17 protein-coding genes are annotated in these 21,054 nt (G+C 37.1%); 13 read left to right on the top strand and 4 right to left on the bottom strand.

Annotated features, from left to right (window positions below):
* Positions 1 to 56 precede the first annotated feature (56 nt).
* On the bottom strand, positions 57 to 782 hold the full coding sequence (locus tag B9Y87_RS04125; RefSeq protein ID WP_139827134.1) for a LytR/AlgR family response regulator transcription factor: 726 nt from the start codon (positions 780 to 782) through the stop codon (positions 57 to 59).
* Complete coding sequence (locus B9Y87_RS04120; protein WP_085496393.1) at positions 779 to 1,885, bottom strand: sensor histidine kinase; 1,107 nt, start codon at positions 1,883 to 1,885, stop codon at positions 779 to 781. Before B9Y87_RS04120 ends, B9Y87_RS04125 begins: the two co-directional genes overlap by 4 nt.
* 143 nt (positions 1,886 to 2,028) lie before the next feature.
* Between B9Y87_RS04120 and B9Y87_RS04115 the strand changes: the two genes are divergently transcribed.
* The 4 genes from B9Y87_RS04115 (at position 2,029) to B9Y87_RS21895 (ending at position 5,532) form a co-directional block, all read left to right on the top strand.
* Positions 2,029 to 2,400: a hypothetical protein gene (locus tag B9Y87_RS04115; RefSeq protein ID WP_139827133.1), complete on the top strand. Its 372-nt coding sequence runs from the start codon at positions 2,029 to 2,031 to the stop codon at positions 2,398 to 2,400.
* 53 nt (positions 2,401 to 2,453) lie between these two features.
* Entirely contained in the window at positions 2,454 to 3,149 is a 696-nt protein-coding gene (locus tag B9Y87_RS04110) for an outer membrane beta-barrel protein (RefSeq protein ID WP_085496387.1), read from the top strand.
* A gap of 21 nt (positions 3,150 to 3,170) precedes the next feature.
* The gene (locus B9Y87_RS04105; RefSeq protein ID WP_085496385.1) at positions 3,171 to 4,202 is read left to right on the top strand and encodes a S1C family serine protease; all 1,032 of its coding nucleotides are present in this window, start codon (positions 3,171 to 3,173) and stop codon (positions 4,200 to 4,202) included.
* Positions 4,203 to 4,890: 688 nt separating this feature from the next.
* A complete protein-coding gene (locus B9Y87_RS21895) occupies positions 4,891 to 5,532 on the top strand; it encodes an adenylate/guanylate cyclase domain-containing protein (protein ID WP_176225583.1) in 642 nt (213 codons plus the stop codon).
* Between the two features lie 1,241 nt (positions 5,533 to 6,773).
* On the opposite strand, the gene B9Y87_RS04090 is transcribed toward B9Y87_RS21895, so the two are convergent.
* Positions 6,774 to 8,528 (bottom strand): arylsulfatase, encoded by a 1,755-nt coding sequence (locus tag B9Y87_RS04090; protein ID WP_085496380.1) that lies wholly within the window; start codon positions 8,526 to 8,528, stop codon positions 6,774 to 6,776.
* 811 nt (positions 8,529 to 9,339) lie between these two features.
* On the opposite strand from B9Y87_RS04090, the gene B9Y87_RS04085 reads away from it, so the two are divergent.
* From B9Y87_RS04085 to B9Y87_RS04055, 7 genes are all read left to right on the top strand, one after another.
* Positions 9,340 to 10,251, top strand: coding sequence for a dihydrodipicolinate synthase family protein (locus B9Y87_RS04085; RefSeq protein ID WP_085496378.1), 912 nt, complete (start codon positions 9,340 to 9,342; stop codon positions 10,249 to 10,251).
* Positions 10,252 to 10,311: 60 nt separating this feature from the next.
* Positions 10,312 to 12,390, top strand: coding sequence for a GDSL-type esterase/lipase family protein (locus tag B9Y87_RS04080; RefSeq protein WP_176225582.1), 2,079 nt, complete (start codon positions 10,312 to 10,314; stop codon positions 12,388 to 12,390).
* A gap of 88 nt (positions 12,391 to 12,478) precedes the next feature.
* The gene (locus B9Y87_RS04075) at positions 12,479 to 13,135 is read left to right on the top strand and encodes a GDSL-type esterase/lipase family protein (protein WP_139827132.1); all 657 of its coding nucleotides are present in this window, start codon (positions 12,479 to 12,481) and stop codon (positions 13,133 to 13,135) included.
* A gap of 54 nt (positions 13,136 to 13,189) precedes the next feature.
* On the top strand, positions 13,190 to 14,764 hold the full coding sequence (locus B9Y87_RS04070) for a sialidase family protein (protein WP_085496372.1): 1,575 nt from the start codon (positions 13,190 to 13,192) through the stop codon (positions 14,762 to 14,764).
* A gap of 1 nt (position 14,765) precedes the next feature.
* Positions 14,766 to 16,262: a sulfatase-like hydrolase/transferase gene (locus B9Y87_RS04065; protein WP_085496370.1), complete on the top strand. Its 1,497-nt coding sequence runs from the start codon at positions 14,766 to 14,768 to the stop codon at positions 16,260 to 16,262.
* Complete coding sequence (locus B9Y87_RS04060) at positions 16,255 to 17,028, top strand: creatininase family protein (protein WP_245808634.1); 774 nt, start codon at positions 16,255 to 16,257, stop codon at positions 17,026 to 17,028. Before B9Y87_RS04065 ends, B9Y87_RS04060 begins: the two co-directional genes overlap by 8 nt.
* Positions 17,029 to 17,065: 37 nt before the next feature.
* A complete protein-coding gene (locus tag B9Y87_RS04055) occupies positions 17,066 to 18,202 on the top strand; it encodes a sialidase family protein (protein WP_085496368.1) in 1,137 nt (378 codons plus the stop codon).
* A gap of 63 nt (positions 18,203 to 18,265) precedes the next feature.
* Here B9Y87_RS04055 and B9Y87_RS04050 read toward each other — a convergent pair whose 3' ends face one another.
* Entirely contained in the window at positions 18,266 to 19,117 is an 852-nt protein-coding gene (locus tag B9Y87_RS04050) for an AraC family transcriptional regulator (RefSeq protein ID WP_085496366.1), read from the bottom strand.
* 136 nt (positions 19,118 to 19,253) lie between these two features.
* Here B9Y87_RS04050 and B9Y87_RS04045 point away from each other — a divergent pair, with 136 nt between their 5' ends.
* Positions 19,254 to 20,036: a phytanoyl-CoA dioxygenase family protein gene (locus B9Y87_RS04045; protein ID WP_085496365.1), complete on the top strand. Its 783-nt coding sequence runs from the start codon at positions 19,254 to 19,256 to the stop codon at positions 20,034 to 20,036.
* Between the two features lie 30 nt (positions 20,037 to 20,066).
* On the top strand, positions 20,067 to 21,050 hold the full coding sequence (locus B9Y87_RS04040; RefSeq protein ID WP_085496363.1) for an aldo/keto reductase: 984 nt from the start codon (positions 20,067 to 20,069) through the stop codon (positions 21,048 to 21,050).
* Positions 21,051 to 21,054: the final 4 nt, after the last annotated feature.

Below are 21,054 nucleotides of genomic sequence, written 5' to 3'. Positions count from 1 at the left end.
AAGTGCCCTAAAACGTACTTTTAAGAATACCATTATCTTTCTAAGTAATCCCAAAATCATTCGCCCAATAAATTGTGCCGATCAATTAGCTTAAGGAATTCGTCCCGTTTATTTTTGCTTACTACGGCAGTATGATCTTTCAATTTTACCATATTACCATCAATACTTTCTATATGATTGATATTGACAATGTGCGAACGATGTATCCTGTGAAAATTGGCAGGAAGTAGTTCTTCTAATTTACTCATGGACTGCAACGTCATAATTTTACGATTATGAACGGTAATTAGCTGTACATAGGGACCTTGTCCATTAATGACAATGATGTCCTTAAATGCGACGCTGATGATTTTACTGTTGGCTTTAATAAATAGTTTGTCCGTAGGCTGGGCTTGTGATGTAGTTAAGGGATAATCCACTTTTGGACCTTTAAAGGATATGACTTTCGTAACCGCTTTATAAAACCTATCAAAATCTATTGGTTTTAACAAATAATCTACAACATCCAGTTCATAACTCTGAACTGCATACTCGGAATAAGCAGTAGTAAGTATGGCAGCTGGCCTGTTCGGCAAGATTTTTAGAAAATCAAGACCTGTAAGATCGGGCATTTGTATATCGAGAAACAAAATATCTATTCTATCATTTTTAATATGGTTGAGCGCTTGCAGTGCAGAACTACAGGAAGCCACCAATTCCAACTCCGGAACTTTACCAATATAATCCGAAAGAATTTTTCGCGCGATATGTTCATCATCGACAATTAGACATTTTATTTTCATAAGTTTATCTTTAGGTCTAATTGATACACATTATTTTCCTTGGTGATATTAATTTCATGTTTCCCAGGGTAATTAGCCTCTAAAAGTTTTAATGAATTTCTAAGCCCTATTCCCATATGATCCCTTGCAACATCCTTAACTTCATCCTTGAAGGTATTTTCTGTTCTAAAACTAAGTTCGTTTTTGTCCACTTCCAAACCAATCTTGATCCAACCTAGGGGATTGGTTTCCAAATCAGAGTGTTTAAAACAGTTTTCAATAAAATTGATTAGGATCATAGGCGCAATTTTATTGTTATCCATAATTCCTGCATGATAAAAATCCACATTTCGGGAATCTTCATGCTTTAGTAATTGTATGCTCAAATAGTGTTCTATAAGTTCCTTTTCCTTGGTCAAAAAGACTTTGGGCCGATCACAATCATACAGTAAATACCGTAACAGCTTGGACAGTTTTGAAATCATTTCAGCAGCCCTTTCATCTCTCAGATATGCAAGGCCGTATATGTTATTCAATGTATTGAACAGAAAATGTGGGCTTATCTGACTTTTTAACAATCTAAGTTCGGCCTCTGCTCTTTCCGCTTTATGTTCAACTTTTTGCACTGCATTAAGATAATATACATGTGCTACTCGAATACTGGCCACAAAAATTATCCCTAACAAAACCATTAAAAGCCACAAAGCTATTCGAACGGATTTAGGGGCATATTGGTCACTGATCTGGTTTAACCCCAATATTTCTGCCATCATGGTATGCGCATAGATTCCGATACCAATAAGAATGATATTGGTGGTAATCAACAATCCCAATCTTCGATTGATATTCCCTTCCCTAGCCAAGTATTCGGGAAAGAGTTTATATCCAAAAAGCCAAATAATCAAGGAGCCCAAAAATATATAGGTTACCAAATAGTAAATAGTATCTGCAAGACTTCTTTGATATGCAAGTACCAAACTGATGGCGATATGTATCCCGAACCATAGGATGTAGGGGCCTACTTTAAAAAATCGCTCTGTTTTAGACAATGCGCTGCTCATAGGGACAATATTAGCATCATCTTCTAATTTTTCATAATCAAATGAATGAAATAATGATTTCATGGTACGAATTGTTCATTTTGATAATTAAAAGGCTTGGTTGCCCTCAAAATCCATTTGGTTCATTTATACCGTCATTTGGTAAATTTTTTTTGCTACTGGCCCGCTGTCAAAATAGTTTCGCCGCGTAATTAAAAAATACAATCATGAGAAATATGAATCACTTAATCACAATTGCCTTTTTTGTGCTATCGACCAAGTTCTATGCACAAGATAAGAAAGATCCACAAGATGAAATAGTTGCCGTTTGGATTACAGCAGATGAAACAAAAGTAGAAATCTACAAAGAAGGTAATGTATACCTTGGCAACCTTATAAATTCGGAGGGAGTGCGAAATACGAAAATCGAAGTACTCAACTTGGAGTATAAAAAAGGTAAATGGGTGGGCAAGATTTATTCCAAAAAAAGAGGAAAGTTGTTGGATGTAGAATGTCAAGTGGAAGGTTACAAACTTATTCTTGAGGTAACTGCACGATTTATATCCGCAGATCTAGAATGGAGCAGAGCTAAATTTTAAAACCCGTTACAGATTTCAGTTTCACTTAATCAAGTTCTCAAAACCAACTTTTAATGAAAAAATACATTTTTATATTTATTTTCTCCATAGTCACGACCGTTGTTGGACAAGAAAGCAAGTATTATTTTGGAATTTCCTATGGAAAAAGTTTTCCAATTGGAGATTTTGCGGCCGATGATATCAATAATTCCAAGTCTGGTTTTGCAGAAGGCGGAAACAAGTTGGATTTCTTTGCAGGTAGTACTTTAAGCCTAAAGCTGAATTTTACAATAACTTTTCGTTATCAGCATTTTGCCCCCGATATTGACCAATTGGCCACAGAATTGGAAACATCCGATGAAGCCACTTATTCTGTTGAAACTTCCGATGCATGGAAAATCTATTCCCTTCTTACAGGAATTGAATACAAAATAAATTTGGGCAGAAAATTCAGTATCTATCCACGTATTGGAATGGGTCCTATGCTGGTTACCAACCCTGGGGTTTCAATAACGGATACGGATGAGGATTCCAATACTAGAATGCATCGCCACAGTGAGACAGGTTTAGGGTTAGGCTATGAATTGGGTATTGGCCTTAAGCGTGATTTGGGGAAAAACTTTTGCCTTATGCCCACTTTTACTTTCAGTGGTGGTTTTGTAACAATTTCCGACGTTGATACAACTATTGACCATGTGGGTACCACTTCAGATTACATACCCAAAATCATCACATTCAATTTAGGGCTCTCACTAGCCTATAAATTTTAAACTAACAATAAAATGAAGTCAATGATTACAATTAAACTGCCCATCTTTCTTGCGGTATTATCCTTTACAGTAGGTATTGCCAGTGCCCAAGATATAGCATCCCTTTACAAACAAGTAAATTCATCTGTTGTTACCATTCTGACCGAATCCAGATTATTTGAAGACAGCCATCAAATGAATATTGATGAGGGTATAGGTTCAGGTGTTCTTATTTCCGAGAATGGAGAAATTCTAACTGCCGCCCACGTCGTCAATGATGCGGAAAAAGTGAGCGTTAAATTTATAAATGGGGAAGAAATTCCCGCTAAAGTAATTAGGTCTGCACCCGTAGCAGACATAGCTTTATTGAAACTATCTTGGATGCCCAAAGTGTATAAAGTAGCAAAAATAGGAGATTCGGATACCGTTTCCGTAGGAGAGCAGATTATTATTCTAGGTGCTCCCTACGGTTTGGAACAATCACTTTCTTCCGGCTACATTAGCGGTAAACAAAAGCAAAAAACGAGGACCTCTGGCTTTGTTATCAATGAATACTTTCAAACGGATGCATCGATAAATCAGGGGAATTCCGGTGGACCAATGTTTAATATGCAAGGAGAGGTCATCGGAATTTCAAGCTACATCATTTCAGAATCTGGTGGTTTCCAAGGGTTGGGTTTTGCAGCTACTTCTAATTTAGCCAAAAAATTGGTTGTTGATGGCAATAGAAGATGGAACGGTATTAATGGTTTTATTCTGGATAAAGAATTGGCATGGATGTTAAATGTCCCCATTAATGGCGGCTTGCTGGTTGAATCTGTAGTTCGGTTTTCACCTGCTTATTTTGCCGGAATCAAAGGCGGATTTGAAACTATTACCATAGAAGATGAGCATTTAATTTTAGGAGGGGATATTATACTATCGGTAAATGGATTTCCATTGACCCAAGAGGCTTTTGAAAATGTTAATAATGAAATGGTCAATAAATCGGATTTCTACAAAAAGAAAGAATTCGTGCTAAAAGTACTGAGAGGTGGTAAGGTAGAAGAGCTCACAATCAACTTTAAAATCTAGGTGCTGTGATTTAGAACCTTGAAACACCTATTGGACTATTACTATATATATTCTGAAACTATAACATTCAATAACTTAAATCATACAAAACATGGAATTAAATTCAAATCAATTAAAGTTTTTAAAAATTTACCAATTCAGCGAATCATACAGTGTGTCTTTAGTGGACAATCAAGAATTTGAAATAACAAAAGGGTATGGTACTACGTTAGTTGAAGCTTTGAATGATATGCATGAAAATTTAATCTAGCCGATGCCTCGAATGAAATACCTGTCCTATACACTTGAATCCATACTATTTTGGACGTTGGCTTTTGTGTTTTATATATTCATTAAATTCAATGGCATCGACAACCTTGAGTTAGAAGTAAACAATCACATCACCTTTAAAAAACTTCTATTACACGCCATATATATAGGTGTTTTTTTAGGTTTATTTTTTGCTTTAATTGAAATTGTTTTTCAAAAAACTGTCCTTAATAGGTTGGTGCTTTGGTTACAGCTCCTCATCAAGTCCTCGGCATATTTTGTTATCCTTGTTGTGCTACTCACCATGGCTAGAATGCTTATTTTAAATGATGGCAATGTGCCTTTTTCCTGTGAACGATGGTGGTGGTTCCAAAATAAATTTTTCAGAACTTCCATTGTTTACTTTTTGTTTGCGCTCATTGTATTCTTAATGATACAAATGGCCAACGGAAAGTTTGGGAAAGGAATTTTTATGAAGATGCTTTTAGGTATCTATAAAAAACCTCAGCAAGTAGAACGTATATTTATGTTTTTAGACTTAAAATCATCGACTACCATTGCCGAAAACCTAGGAAATTACAAATACAGTCAGTTTATTCAAGATGCATTTATTGAACTTAACGAAGTGGTAGCGAAACACAGTGCCACCATTTACCAATATGTGGGTGATGAAGCCGTGCTTGAGTGGTCGATGAAAAATGGACTTTATAACAATAACTGTGTAGAAGTCTTTTTCAAGTTCAAAGAACAATTAACAAGCAAGAAAGACTATTTCCAAGAAAAGTATGGGTTTCATCCTGAATTTAAGGCTAGCCTCCATGGTGGAAAAGTCATATTTGCAGAAATAGGCACAATAAAAAAAGAACTGGCATATCATGGCGATGTGATTAATACAACAGCAAGAATCCAATCACTTTGTAATCAATATCAACAACAATTGCTGGTTTCTGAAACTATATGGAATTTAATACATAGTAAGAATCGATATGATAGTCAGGTATACAGGAATGCTTTCTTAAAAGGGAAGGACGAAACACTTACGCTATTTGGGGTTCAAAAAGTTGCCGATTTGGTTTCGTAATCTACTTTTTTTTAATCAAGTGAACTGCCAAAGGTCAGACTAAAATAATAGGACTTACATATAATAGTAGCCCGATAAAAATACCGCTTGCGGGACTACTTTACTATTTAGTCAATGCATTAGCTATGGTGTCCCATTCCTGGTCTTTTTTTAATTGTAGACTTACCCTTTTTGATATCAAATAAAATTGCTAAAAACATAAAACACTGAAAATCAAATGATTAACAGTGTTTTTGATACTACCTATTTCTAGTTTCTAGGTTCGTCGGGATGACAGGATTTACAGAATCCCAATAAACCCTCAGTGCAAATAGAAAAGTGAAGGCTTACGCCTTCCTACTTTTTTGTTCCCCATGTTCACACAAACTGCGTTTGGTCAAATTCTCAAAACAGGATTTACAGAATCCCAATAAACCCTCAGTGCAAATAGAAAAGTGAAGGCTAACGCCTTCCTACTTTTTTGTTCCCCATGTTCACACAAACTGCGTTTGGTCAAATTCTCAAAACAGGATTTACAGAATCCCAATAAACCCTCAGTGCAAATAGAAAAGTGAAGGGCATATTTCTTGTTCCCCATGTACACACAAACTGTGTTTGGCTCCATGGGAAACAAAAAAAGTGATTTGCTATTGCAAATCACTTTTCTGCTTGGTCGGGATGACAGACTTAACCACTTCCTAACAAAGCACTGTATACAAGTGTTTTCTATTGTTTTCTTCAGTAATGCACACCTAATTGCACACTAACAATTAAAAAAGAACTCTAAAGATATTAATTGCTATTCTTTATAACCATAAAAGTACAAATAATTATAAACTTGAATAATTTACATCTTAATATCCTTTCTACAGGTATTATCAGATTTTTCTAGATTATCTACCTGTTAAATTAGTTGGGCATTAATCTTTAGATACAAAAACATATGCAAACCGTAAATTTGGTATCCATTGTCCAAGAATCTTCCTTCAATTTTTTTATAGGCATATTAACTAATAAAAATACCGGAATGGAGAATATGATAGAATTGGGATTTGTGTAGCTACTAATCTCGTAAAAAGCGGTTCAGAGGGCATTATTTCTGTTGTTATGCACATCACCTAAACTATATAAAACATCATGACTTTAACTTCACATTTCTAATTTTCCCTTATGAAAAATATTTACGAAATATAGAACAAGCAACAAAGTTAGATCCTAATTAAGAGTAAAGCTAGATCTTTAACTAATACAAACCAGGTCTCTTAATCAATACTATTTTTTCCATTATTCAAATACTTCTGAACTTCTTTATACGCCTCATCGGCTTCTGCCCTCGTCCTAGTAAGTGGACTTTTGTCCCCAGCTACCACCAGTATTTTCATATCTTCCCAAGGCAAAACATTGGATTTTAAAGCCCAGTTATTGTAAATCCTTTCCAATTTTATTACTTTTTCTGAGTAGATATTAGCCAGGTCGTTTGTTTCAGTTCTATCATCTTTTAGGTTATAAAGTTCCCATTCTCCTTTTTCCAAATTAGAGACCAGCTTCCAATCACCCAATCGGACCGCTTTATTGCCTTGATGCTCCCAAAATAATGTATCCCTTATCTTTTCATCTTTGTATATTATAGGAAGTAAACTTTTACCATCCAAAGGCTTAATTTCGTTATTATTGAACGATGTCGGATAGTCTGTTTCAGCCAATTCTAAACTTGTTGCCATGATATCTATAATATGTGCTGGCTGTCTTCTTAATTCGTTTTTAGCACGGATTCCTTTTGGCCAATGAACTATGAAAGGGGTGGCAATACCTCCCTCATGCATATAGGTTTTGAATTTTTTAAATGGTGTATTACTCAGATTAGCCCACTTTAAACCATATCCCCCATAAGTATTTTCAGGCCCCAAGTGAACACCAGGATAATCACCAGACACAATTATATCACCTTTTTTCGTGTAAAGCGGAACGTAATTCATTACACTCCATGGTTTACCTGAATTTCCGATCATCCCATTGATATGCTCCGTTTTATCACCCCCATTATCTGAAAGGAAAAATATAATTGTATTATCCAATTTACCTTGGTCTTTAAGTGCAGCTACCAACGCCCCCACGCCTTGATCTAAATGCTCGATGCTACCAGCATAGGCTTCCATCCTAGATTGCTCCCAAAGTTTATGCTCCGCTTTGTCCCAGGCTACATTTTGTTCGTCAATCACTGGTAGTTTCCATAAGGGATCGATGATTCCTTGGTTAACTAAACTTCTATAACGCTCTTTTCTCAGTATGTCCCAGCCTTTTTCAAATTTCCCTTTATGCTTTGCAATAGCCTCTTTTCTTGCATGTAACGGCCAATGTGGAGCTGTATAGGCCATGTAAAGAAAAAAAGGCTTATCTGCATCATTAGAACTAATATATTCTATAGACTTTTTTGTTATGGCTTCAGTATAATAAAAATCATTATAGGGCTCCACATAGGAATTCCCTTCCACCAAAGTTAAAGGGTCCCAATAGCTACCCGCGGCAATAAGTGTCCCATAAAATTGATCAAAACCCCTTTGAAGAGGCCAATTATGCTTGGATTCATCTGGTTTAAAGTTATGATTAAGATGCCATTTACCAGCCATATAAGTTTTATAACCAGCCTGTTTCAATACTTCTGCGATAGTTACACATTCATTATTAAGATCGGCACGGTAACCAGGTTTACCATAATCTTGGGCTGTCATATAACCAAGCCCCGTTTTATGTGCATACAGCCCTGTTAGTAAACTTGCCCTACTCGGCACACATCTGCCTGCATTATAGAATTGGGTAAACCTTAATCCGTTGTTTGCCAAATCATCAATATTCGGAGTGTCAATCTCTCCACCATAAGAACTTAAATCGGAAAAACCCATATCATCTGCCATGATGACTATAATGTTGGGCCTAACCTCTTTTTCCGCCTCAGTTCTACTTTTACAAGCACTAAGCGCTAGTGAAAGTGCAACAAGGGTAATGAACTTTTTAATCACAGTCAAAATGCATTATGTTAAACATAATGTAAATATAGTATAAAATTGACACAAATTAAAAATTGCATCTCTTCTGCTAGAATAATTTTACTCTAGAATGAAAAAATTCCAATGACTCAACTAGGCTCTTAAATGTATTCTGCAGACCGTTCTGCTGTATATACCACGTACCTATGGAATACCCCATTTTGAATTATACCATCGTACAACTTTATATTACACCTATAACACTATTCTTCATCATCAACATAATCAAAACGAAATAGAGGAGATTATAAGTCCTCTATATTAGACAGATATTGAAGCCCCATCATTTCTATTTAATATTGAAGGAAGTGCATACATCAACCATGAGAAATTTATATCCATCAATATATATAAGGGAAGAGTAACTAAAAAAGGCAGTGAAAAAATTGGGACAATTTGCATCAACACAAAAAGATCAGTTAATACCAATTAAATAACTGGTATAAACCTGTTAAATTTACCATCAAATTATTCAAAACACGTCGTAAGGATTCTTTGCCCTCACTATTCATTACTAAAAATCGCATCGAAAAGGAGCAAGATAAACACTAACTTTCCCACAACCGTCTCTCACCCCTTTTAGTCACACAAATTTACTAAGTACAAGAAATTTTTCGGCCTTAATTTTTACAAAAAAATCAATATCTACCTTATTTTCAATATGATAACCTAAAACACAACTATTCTTAAAGTATAAAATGGAATATTAATAAAAATAAAATTGTTCGGCTTTATATTTTTACATATCTTCGCCTTATGTAATACATAATACTATAGAAACAAAATGAAAGGACTTATAGCAGCAACCTATGCACCTATGCACCATGATACTTCAATTAATTTAGAAGTAATTCCACAATACGCTGAATTCTTAAAGGGCAATGGAGTTAAAGGAGCGTTTATCAACGGTTCAACAGGAGACTTTGCATCCTTGTCCGTAGCAGAAAGAAAACAGATTACAAGTGCTTGGGGAGAAAATAAATCCTCCGATCTTTTTATAGTGGATCATGTTGGGCATACCAGTCTAAATGAGGCCAAGGAATTGGCCAGAAATGCTGCCGATAAGGTAGATGGTATTGCTGCCTTGGCCCCCTATTACTTCAGACTATCCAATATTGATAAATTGGTGGAATATTGTAAAGAAGTTGCTGCATGTGCCCCTAATATTCCATTTTATTATTACCACATACCCGTTTTGACTGGGGCCAATTTTAATATGGTGGAATTTTTGGAACTGGCAACCCCACAGATTCCAAATCTTGCGGGTATAAAATTTACCAACAATAATCTTGTGGACTATAAGTACTCCAAGGAACTTAACAATGGCTCGGCCAATATTCTATTCGGATTCGATGAAATTTTTCTTGCCAGCCTTCCCTTTGGCGCCGAAGGCTGGGTGGGGAGCACCTACAATCATTTAGCGCCGTTATATTTGGCTATAGTTGAGGCCTTCAACAAAAATGATAATAAGCTGGCTGCTGACCTTCAGCAGAAATCAATGAAATTTGTGGATGTGTTAAATGCCAAAGGTGGTTTTAACGGTGCGGCGAAATCGTTTATGAAGGCGTTGGGCGTAGATCTTGGTCCTAGTAGGTTTCCACATACCACACTTACCAAAGCGCAAATAGAGGAAGCCAAAACGGAACTGGATACATTGGGCATTACCCCATATTTTAGTCAATCCAAACAGGCTTAAGGTAATGTCACGTATAGTTGTGATTGAGCGAAAAATAAAATTATGGTTATGCAATTCCAAATGATTAAGAAAATTTTATTTCTGGCACTTGTATTCACTTTTTCCACACAGGCACAAAAAACAAAAGTAGCTTGTGTCGGCAATAGCGTTACTTATGGGACTGCAATAGAGCAAAGAGAGGTTAATTCCTATCCTTCACAATTGCAAGAGCTTTTAGGAAACCGATTTGAAGTAACCAATTTTGGACATCCTGGCGCTACTGTTTTGAAAAATGGTCACAAACCTTATTGGAATACACTTCATTTCGAGGAATCCAAATCCTTCTTACCTGACCTGGTGATAATACATTTGGGCCTTAATGACCAAGGTAACAATAATTGGCCCATGCATAAAGGGGAATTTGTTTCCGATTATCTAGACTTGATCCAAGAGTACAGAAGCCTACCCTCTTCACCTAAAATCATTATCTGCAAAATGTCACCTTCTTTTTCCGGCCATCATTGGTTTCAAGAAGGCATGCGGGAAAATTATCTGGAAATTCAGGCAAAAATAGACATCATAGGGGAAAAGGCCGGTGTAGACATCATGAACCTACAGGATCCCTTGTACCGCTTCCCCGAATACTATGCCGATGACCTTCATCCCACCAAGGAAGGCGCCAATATCATTGCCGATAAGATTTACCGTTTTGTCAGCGGTAATTACGGAGGGTTAACACTTCCCACTCTGTATGGCGAGAACATGGTATTTCAAAGAAATGTTCCCATAGTCATTAAGGGATCGGCAAATGCCTTGGATGAAATAACCGTCCATTTTAATGGAGAAGCAAAACGAACAAAAGTATCTAAGCATGGACAATGGCAGGTTACCTATCCAGCAAAAGAGGCTGGTGGACCTTATAAATTAAACATAAAGTCAAAGAAATCAGGAGATATCAATATCTTTAAAGTCTATGTTGGGGAAGTATGGCTAGCGTCCGGACAGTCTAACATGGATTTTACATTAAGCAAGGAGTTACACGGATCTACCATTTTAAAGGACTCCATAAATACTAATATCTTTCTGTTTTCAATGGATGGGAAAGCTCACCCGTCAAACCATACTTTTTCAAAGGAAGAGTTGTTAAATTGTAATGCCAAGGATTATTTTAGGTCATCTGGCTGGAGTAACAAGCCTGATTCAATATTGGAAAGTTTCTCCGCTATTGCATATTCTTTTGCTTATAACCTTGAAAAAGAATTAAAAGTGCCAATAGGAATTGTTTGCAACGCCGTAGGCGGCTCTACCACCCAAAGTTGGATCAGTAGAGAAGCAATGGAAGCAACAAACGAAACTATAAGTCTATTAAACGACACCCATTTAAACCCTTTGGTACAACCCTGGGTTTCGGAGCGAAAAGCAAAAAACTTAAGCAATATGACGGACTTTGGAGTTACAGCCAGACATCCCTTTGATCCAACCATGTTGTTTGACGCCGGTATTTATCCAATAAAGGATTTCCCAATAAAGGGAGTGCTATGGTATCAAGGAGAATCGAACGCGGACCGGGAGGAATTACATTCCAAATTGTTCAAAATGCTTGTAGCCGATTGGCGCAATCAATGGAACAACCCCGATCTAGCATTTAACTTTGTCCAATTGAGTAGTATTGAAAGACCTAATTGGGGCGTCTTTAGAGATTCCCAACGGAGATTGTTGTCCATTCCCAATACAGGGATGGCAGTGTCCTCGGATGTGGGCCATCCTACAGATGTACATCCCAATGGGAAGTGGATAATTGGCAAGCGTTTGTCCAACATCGCCTTGGCAAAAAACTATGGCAACAACGTCCCGTACTCAGGACCTTTATTGGATTTCGTCAATGTTAAGAATAATGCTCTGGAAGTGCATTTTTCGCATGCGGAGGGCTTACGGACCAGTGACGGGAAGGCTGTTCTGGATATTGAAATTGCCGGTAAGGATAAAGTGTTTGTAAAGGCCGAAGCCCAAATTGATAACCACGTATTAAGGATTTGGAGCGAACAGATTAAGAATCCTAGATATGTTAGGTACGGATATAGCCCATACACAAATGGGAACTTAATTAATAAGCATGGGTTCCCTGCATCTACATTTTCAAACCTAGGGATGATAGATTAATTCTACCAGTAATTAATGGCGACATCTTCACTCTCCTTGAACTAGAACATCATAAGCCAATAGTCTTATAAACGATAAAAAAATAAAATTGACACATAAATTAATAATTATTTTTGGGTTTTTTGCAATGGCATTTTCGGCCAATTGTCAAAAGTATTCTGATCATTATTATCAACGAAAGAAGCAATTTGAAGCGACGCCCGACACCGAAGATGAAATAATCTTTTTAGGGAACAGTATTACCGAAGGTGGCGATTGGGGAGCTATGTTTCCTAATAAAAATGTATTGAATAGAGGCATAAGTGGAGATGTTACAGCAGGAATCCTTAATCGGTTATCGGAAGTTACCTCCTCCCAACCGACAAAAATATTTATACTCATCGGGACCAATGATCTTGCCAGGGGGAAGACAAAATCGTATGTGATCAACCACCTGACATCAATTTTGCTTGAAATAAAAAAGGAATCGGAGACCACGGAAATAATTTTGCAAAGTATCCTTCCGGTAAATCCGGCAGTAGGCGATAAATTCTCAGGACATAAAAAAAATCAAGAATTGATAGTCTCTGTAAATTGGGAATTAAAAGCGCTTTCCAAAAAAATGAATATAGCTTTTATAGATCTCCATAGAAAATTTAGGAATCCCAAAGGAGTATTAAAACCAATATATACTGATGACGGATTGCATTTGAACATGAAGGGATATCAGAAATGGAAAAAAATATTAACCCCATACGTTGGGTAGGAGTAAAATAATGCAGTTGTTATCAAATCATTGAACAATAGTAAATTTATAAACATGAAAAAAAAAGTTAGTTTATTTGCGGTCTATTCCATTGTGGCAATAGTTATTTTGTCTTGTGGAGAAAAAAAGAATTTGGTGGTTTCGGATTTTACCTATGAAGCTAGTCAACCAGTACTTCCCATACTTACCTTAAAAGATAAGAATAAGGTTATTCAAATGAAATTGACCATCCCACAGGAATCATCCGACATTGTTGTAACCTCTCTGGATTTTAATTTGAAAGGAACTACTGACCTGAATGATATTACCGATATCGAAATATATTCTTCATTTAAAGAACCTCGATTTGAAACTGGGACCAAATTTGGAATAAGTAAAGAAATAGCTTCCCAAGTTCAGATTGAGGGACATCAACCTTTGCAAGCCGGGGATAATTTTTTTTGGTTGTCGATGGCTTTAAAGGACAGCGTTAATTTGACCAATAAAATTATCGCAAACAGTGTATCTATCACCTTGTCCAATGGTCAAGTTCTTAAACCAATTGTATCAGGCACCCAAACCGCACAAAGAATTGGTGTTGCTTTAAGACAGCACAATCAGGACAATATTGATACGTATAGAATTCCGGGCTTGGTAACAACCAATACCGGAACCTTAATCGCTGTTTACGACAACCGTTATGAAAGCAGTGTCGATCTTCAAGCGGACGTGGATGTTGGCATGAGCCGCAGTACGGACGGTGGAACTACTTGGGAACCTATGAAAGTAATAATGGATATGGGTGAATATGGAGGTAAACCACAGAACGAAAATGGTATTGGTGACCCTTCAATTCTTGTAGATAGAAATACCGGTACAATATGGGTTGCAGCAGTTTGGGCCCATGGACATGGAGGAGAGCGGAATTGGCATGCATCTAAGCCAGGGATGACTCCTGAAGAAACAAGTCAGTTTGTATTAGTAAAAAGCGAAGATGATGGGATTACCTGGTCCGACCCTATAAATATTACCTCACAAATAAAAAAGCCAGAATGGCAATTATTATTGCAAGGACCTGGAAAAGGAATTACCCTTAAGGACGGAACATTGGTATTTCCTGCCCAATTTAAAGACAAGGATAGGATGCCACACTCCACCATTATCTATAGTAAAGATAAAGGACTTACATGGAAAATTGGCACAGGCGCGAGATCCAATACTACGGAAGCACAGGTGGTACAATTGGAGGATGAAAGTTTAATGCTAAATATGCGTGATAATCGTGGAGGTTCCAGGGCAGTTGCTATTACCAAAGATTTGGGACAAACTTGGGAAGATCATGTTTCCTCAAGAAAGGCCCTTATAGAACCTGTGTGTATGGCCAGTTTGATTAGTTTTGATCATAGGGAAAAAGGGAAGATACTTTTATTTTTCAACCCTAATAATGAAAAGCGTAGGTCTAACATGACCATAAAAACAAGTTTTGATCAAGGAATTACCTGGCCAACAAAAAATCAATTGGAACTTTACGAGGAGTCCTGCTACGGCTATTCTTGTATGACTGTAATAGATGAAAATCATATTGGAATTCTGTACGAAGGAATTAAAGAACTGTACTTTGAAAGGGTAAACATAAACGAGATGTTTTAAGATGAAAATAATACGAATAGCATCCGTTATATTTATATCCCTTTTTGGGTTCAATTCCTGCAAAACCGCTACTGAAAGTGAACCTAAACAACCTGAGGAGTTACCAAATATCATATTGGTAATGGCCGATGATTTAGGTTGGGGCGATGTCGCTTACAACGGTAATAAAACGGTAAAAACACCTCATTTAGATCAAATGGCCGCTGAAGGTCTAAAATTGAACAGGTTTTATGCTGCTGCTCCGGTATGTTCCCCTACAAGAGCCAGTGCACTTACGGGAAGACATCCTTATAGGGTAAGGATACCTTGGGCTGGAGACGGGTTTATTCATCCAAATGAAGTTACCATCGCTGAAATGTTAAAAATAAAGGGATATGCCACTGGCCATTTTGGCAAATGGCATGTGGGCGGATTGAGCAAGAGTTTTAAACAAAGTTATTTCCCCGGCCCCATAACTACATACTCACCACCATGGGAAAACGGTTTCGATGTCTCATTTTCTACAGAGTCAATGATGCCCACTTACAATCCATATTATCATGTTGGAGGAAACTATGGCGAAGAAGATTATAGAATGATTCAAACAGAGGCCGTAGGCCAATGTCAAATAACTGGAGGACATAAGTGGAGAGACGTCTATTGGACCGGTCCAGGTGAATTTGTGGACAGTAACCCTGGGGGTGACGATGCCGAACTTGTAATGCACCAGGCATTGGAATTCATAAAAGAAAAAACTGTAAAACAAGAAAAATTCTTATCCCTAATTTGGTTTCATAATGTTCATACACCAGTAGTAGCTGGTGATAAGCATCGAGAACTATATAAAGATCTAACCCCTGAAGAACAACATTGGTATGGCGGGATATCCGCTATGGATGAGCAAATAGGCCGATTGAGGGCTGAATTGAAAAAATTAGGAATCAGTGAAAATACCATTATTTGGTTTTGCAGTGACAATGGTCCTTCCTATGTTCACGACCTTAATTCCGCAGGGCCATATAGAGGTAAAAAGTCGGAATTATTGGAAGGAGGAATTATAGTTCCCTCCATTGTGGAATGGCCTGCAAAATTTAAAACTCCTGAGACTGTAAACACCCCAATCGTAACGAGCGATTTCTTTCCTACTATTATGGAGATAAGCGGTGTAGATTGGAAAAATCAAGTGCATTTAGACGGAGAAGATGTATTAGCCATTCTTGAGGGCAAAAAAACGCGTAGAGAACGTCCAATTGGATTTAGGTCCCCATTACCTTCTAGATTAAACCAAGAAAAAACGCTTAATGCGGAACAATGGGCCTATATCGACCATAATTACAAACTTATATCCATGGATAACGGCAAATCCTATCAATTGTACGATCTGTCCACAGATGAGCGGGAAATCAATGATATTTCTAAACAACTCCCAGACATAAAACAAATGTTGTTAGAAGGGTTATTAACCTGGTCACGTTCGATCGACACAGAATTAATAATGCAAAATGACACCTATGAGTAATAAGATAAAACCATACGTTCTAGCTGAAAATAATTGGAAATCTGTAAAGGAAATAAAATACACCGTAGCGGTATTACCTTGGGGGGCTACTGAAGCACACAACTACCATTTACCCTACGCTACAGACAACATATTGTCTGAGAATGCAGCAATTGAAAGTGCTAAATTGGCTTGGGAAAATGGGGCGAAGGTGGTGGTTCTCCCAACCATTCCATTCGGCGTAAACACAGGACAGATGGATTTAAATCTATGTATAAACATGAATCCGAGCACTCAGTACGCTATTCTAAAGGACACCGTGCAGGTATTGGATACGCACGGAATAAACAAATTAGTTATTGTAAATGGCCACGGGGGAAACGATTTTAAACATATCATCAGAGAGTTAAGCTTGCATTTCCCTAAGGTATTTGTATGTGCACTAAATTGGTGGGGCAGTCTGGATTCCAAAGCTTATTTTAATGAACCTGGGGATCATGCTGGCGAATTAGAAACCGCAGTTATGATGCACTTGACCCCTGAATTGGTCTTGCCACTTTCTGAAGCGGGACAAGGATCAGCCAAATCCTTTAAAATAAAAGGACTTAAGCAAGGCTGGGTCAAGGCACAACGTAAATGGAGCCAAGTAACCGAGGATACGGGTGTTGGCAACCCTAAACACGCCAACAAAAACAAGGGAAAGATATTTTTTGAACATTCCGTAAAGAACATAGGGGTGTTTTTAGAAGAACTTCATGAAATAGATTTAGAGGATATTTACGAATAACAAATAATATGAATATTAAGCAATTAAATTATAAAACATGAAAAAAGCTATTATTGCACTATTTTTGATTAACGGGCATTTCGCATTGGCCCAAAACAAGGCACATCAAATGGCCGAAGGCATTAAGGTCCATCAAGACTTATTCAATTCATCCATGGTGGAAGGTGTAGCCTGTTACAGAATACCAGCACTTGTAACCGCCCCTAATGGCGATGTCATTGCGGCCATAGATGAAAGAGTGCCTTCCTGTGGCGATCTTAAATGGAGCAAAGATATCAATATCGTAATAAGAAGAAGTAGTGATAATGGCAACACATGGACACCAATAGAAACGGTAGTGGATTTACCATTTGGGCAATCGGTATCCGATCCCTCAATGATTGTTGATGAGACGACCAAAGAGATATTTATGTTTTACAATTATATGGATTTGGATAAAGAGCGTGATATCTATTACTTTCATGTCATAAAAAGCTCGGATAATGGAAAAACCTGGAGTCAGCCGCAAGACATCACAGATCAGATAGCCAAATCTGATTGGAAGACTGATTTTAAATTCATAACATCCGGACGTGGAATTCAAACCCGGTCGGGGAAATTATTGCATACCATGGTAAATCTCAGTAATGGCCTACATCTGTTTGGAAGTGACGATCATGGAAAATCCTGGTATTTGATCGACACGCCCATACAACCTGCCAATGAATCAAAAGTGGTGGAATTAGTGGATGGGCGTTGGATGATCAATTCTAGGGTGAATAAAAGCGGAATGCGTTATACCCATATCTCCAATGATGAAGGAAAAACATGGACCACTTCCCCTGAACCAGAACTTATGGATCCTGGATGCAATGGCAGCATTATAAGATATACGTCCATTGAGCAAGGATTTAAAAAAAATAGATTACTTTTTTCCAACGCAAAAATGGAAAAAGGAAGAGAGAACATGACTGTTCGAATCAGTTATGATGAAGGTGTAACCTGGTCTGAAGGTAAAACTATCTACACCGGAGGTTCGGCTTATTCCTCTTTAACAGTTTTAGAAAATGGAGATATCGGATTATTTTTTGAAAAAGATGGTTATAAGGAGAATCCATTTATAAGTTTCTCATTAAAATGGCTGACCGATGGTGATGATAAATGGAAAAAACCTTCATCCAAACGAAAACTGTAATAAAAGAAATATTAATTGGGCTTGTATAATGGTTATCAACCACTACAAGCCTGTTTCTTTTTATCATCTTAATTGATTTATATAATCTCTAGGACTACAGCCAACAACCAATTTGAATTGTTTATTAAAGTTGGAAATACTCTGAAATCCACTCTGAAAACCTACTTCGGTGATATTAAACTGGCCCTCACTCAAAAGCCTACAAGCATGGCCTGTACGGTACTCATTTAAATAAACAAAGAAGGTCCGTCTCGTAATTTTTTTAAAATACCTGCAAAATCCCTGATTAGTCATATTTACAAGGTTGGCTACCTCTGATAAGGAAATTGCTCTGTTAAAATTTAAATGGACAAAGTTATAGATCAAATTGATTTTTAAGTAATCATTTTCCCGATAGCTAGGCAAATAGGCAGGACTCGCAATATATTCATAAGATTGACTTCTTCCCAAAGTCTCAAAAACAGATAATAATTCAATGATATTTTTCATGGGGTTTGAACCCCTGGAAATTTGAAACATCTTGTCTGCAACAGCTAAATTGTTCTTATCTCTAAATTTTAGACCTCGTAAAGATTTTTTAAAAAGTACTTTCAATTCCTCAAGTTCCTCTCCTTCCAACCAAGCGCCCTTCCATAAAGCGCTGTTCAATTGTATCACTAATGATTGAGAAGGTTGGTTGATATTAAACATACTTTCCCATGAATGAGGGAGATTGGGCCCCAAAAAGAAAAGATCCCCGCTATTAAAAGTAACCATCCGATCGCCAATAAAGCTTCGTCCGCTACCACTATGTATATAGGTTAGTTCGTATTCGGGATGAAAGTGAAACAGACCATCGAATTGTGGAACCTTGTTGTTTTTCACTATAAACAACCGTTCCTTTTGTATTTCAATCTTTTGATATAAAGGCTTCATAATGCTACAAAAATAACATAGTTTAACCAAAATTTATATCTTAAATGTTCATATAGTAGCATTATATTATCATATTGATGTAGTATAATCCTCCTATTCTGGGCAATTTTACAAACGCAACTTTAATCATAATTTTATGAAACGTATAGATGATTTAAATGATAAAGTCTTTTGTAACAAGCTAAGACAAGATTTTATAAGGGATGGGTATATTCTATTCCCAAATTTCCTTCAGCAAGATGAAACTGACATAGTCAACCAAAAAATTCAAGAATTTATAACTACCAAGGTCCAGGAGATGCCCTCAAAAGAAGTGTATTATGAGGATATAGCAAATAAAGATACACTTAAGCAACTACAGCAATTATTTGCATATGACCCTTTCTTTTTTGATATGATGTTTGGCAGTCGGTTTCAGAAATTGGCAACCATTCTATTGGACGACAATGTAGTCGGTAAAAACATACAGTATTTTAACAAGCCGGCGAAAATCGGAAAACCCACCCCTCCCCATCAAGACGGCTATTATTTTATGCTTTCCCCAAATGAAGCTGTTACCATGTGGATGGCATTGGAACCAGTAGACCAGGAAAATGGCTGTGTCAGATACATTAAAGGTTCGCATAGATATGGTATCCGTAGTCATGGTAGAACGGGTACCTTAGGATTTTCACAGGGAATAACGGATTTTGGTTGTCCCAATGATATTGAAAATGAAGTTTTTTTCCCAACGCGCGCTGGCGACTTACTGGTTCATCATTCATTAACAATCCATTGGGCTGATGGCAACTTAAGTGAACGTTCCAGAAAGGCTATGGGCTTCATTTACTACGCGGAGAAAGCACAAGAAGATAAAGCCGCTCATGAAGAATATGCCAAGAATTTAGCAAATGAATTGGCCAAGGACAAAAAAATATAAGGAACGATCCATTTATAGTTTAGTGATTATATGGAATACAGAACATTTGGAAGGTCGGATTGGAAGGTAAGTGAAATAGGCTTTGGTGGCTGGCAATTGGGAGGCACATGGGGAAAGGTAGACGATAACAACTCAGTAGAAACCCTGTTATATGCCTTTGAAAACGGAGTTAATTTTGTAGACACGGCCTTTGCCTACGGGAATGGACACAGTGAAAGAGTTATAGGAAAAGCACTCAATGAGTGGGGTTCAGGGAAGATCTATGTGGCAACCAAAATTACCCCTATAATGGATAAGGGTAAATCATTAAACCTAGATAATAATCCTTCCATTAAAGACTCCTATCCAAATTGGCATATCCGCGAAATTGTTGAAGGAAGTTTAAAAAGATTAGGAGTTGAACAAATAGATTTAATACAATTACACCTATGGTTTGAAGACGGGATTATAAACCAAGAATGGTTAGAAACGCTTAATGAACTTAAAAAAGAAGGTAAAATAAATAAGATAGGAGTATCATTGGCGGATATTAGGCCTAATCAAGGTTTGGAACTAGCAAAAAAAGGTTTAGTAGACAGCATACAAGTTCTGTTTAACATGTTTGAACAAGAACCTGTCGATTCATTATTTCCCGAAAGTTATAAAACCGGGACTGCCATCATAACCAGAGTACCATTGGATTCTGGAGCATTGACAGGAACTTGGGCCGAAAATACTATTACGCAATGGGCTGAAAACGATAAACGCCGTTTAATGTATAGAGGCAATAGATTTAAAGAAACTTTGGAGAGGGTTGAGAAATTAAAAAGCCTTTGCAAACCATTTTACCCTACACTGGCAGAAGCAGCATTAAGATATTCCCTATACCCAAAGGAAGTAGCCGTAGTCATTCCTGGTATGCGCAATAAACGTGAAGTTGAACTTAATTTAGCCATTTCTGATGGAAATAATTTCAATAATGAACTTGCGGAAATATTAAGGCCATATAGGTGGAAACACGAATTTTACAATTAAGATA

The sequence above is a fragment of the Arenibacter troitsensis genome (assembly GCF_900177645.1).
In the GTDB taxonomy this organism is placed as follows: Bacteria; Bacteroidota; Bacteroidia; order Flavobacteriales; family Flavobacteriaceae; genus Arenibacter; species Arenibacter troitsensis.
This window is presented reverse-complemented; position numbering and strand designations above follow the sequence as displayed.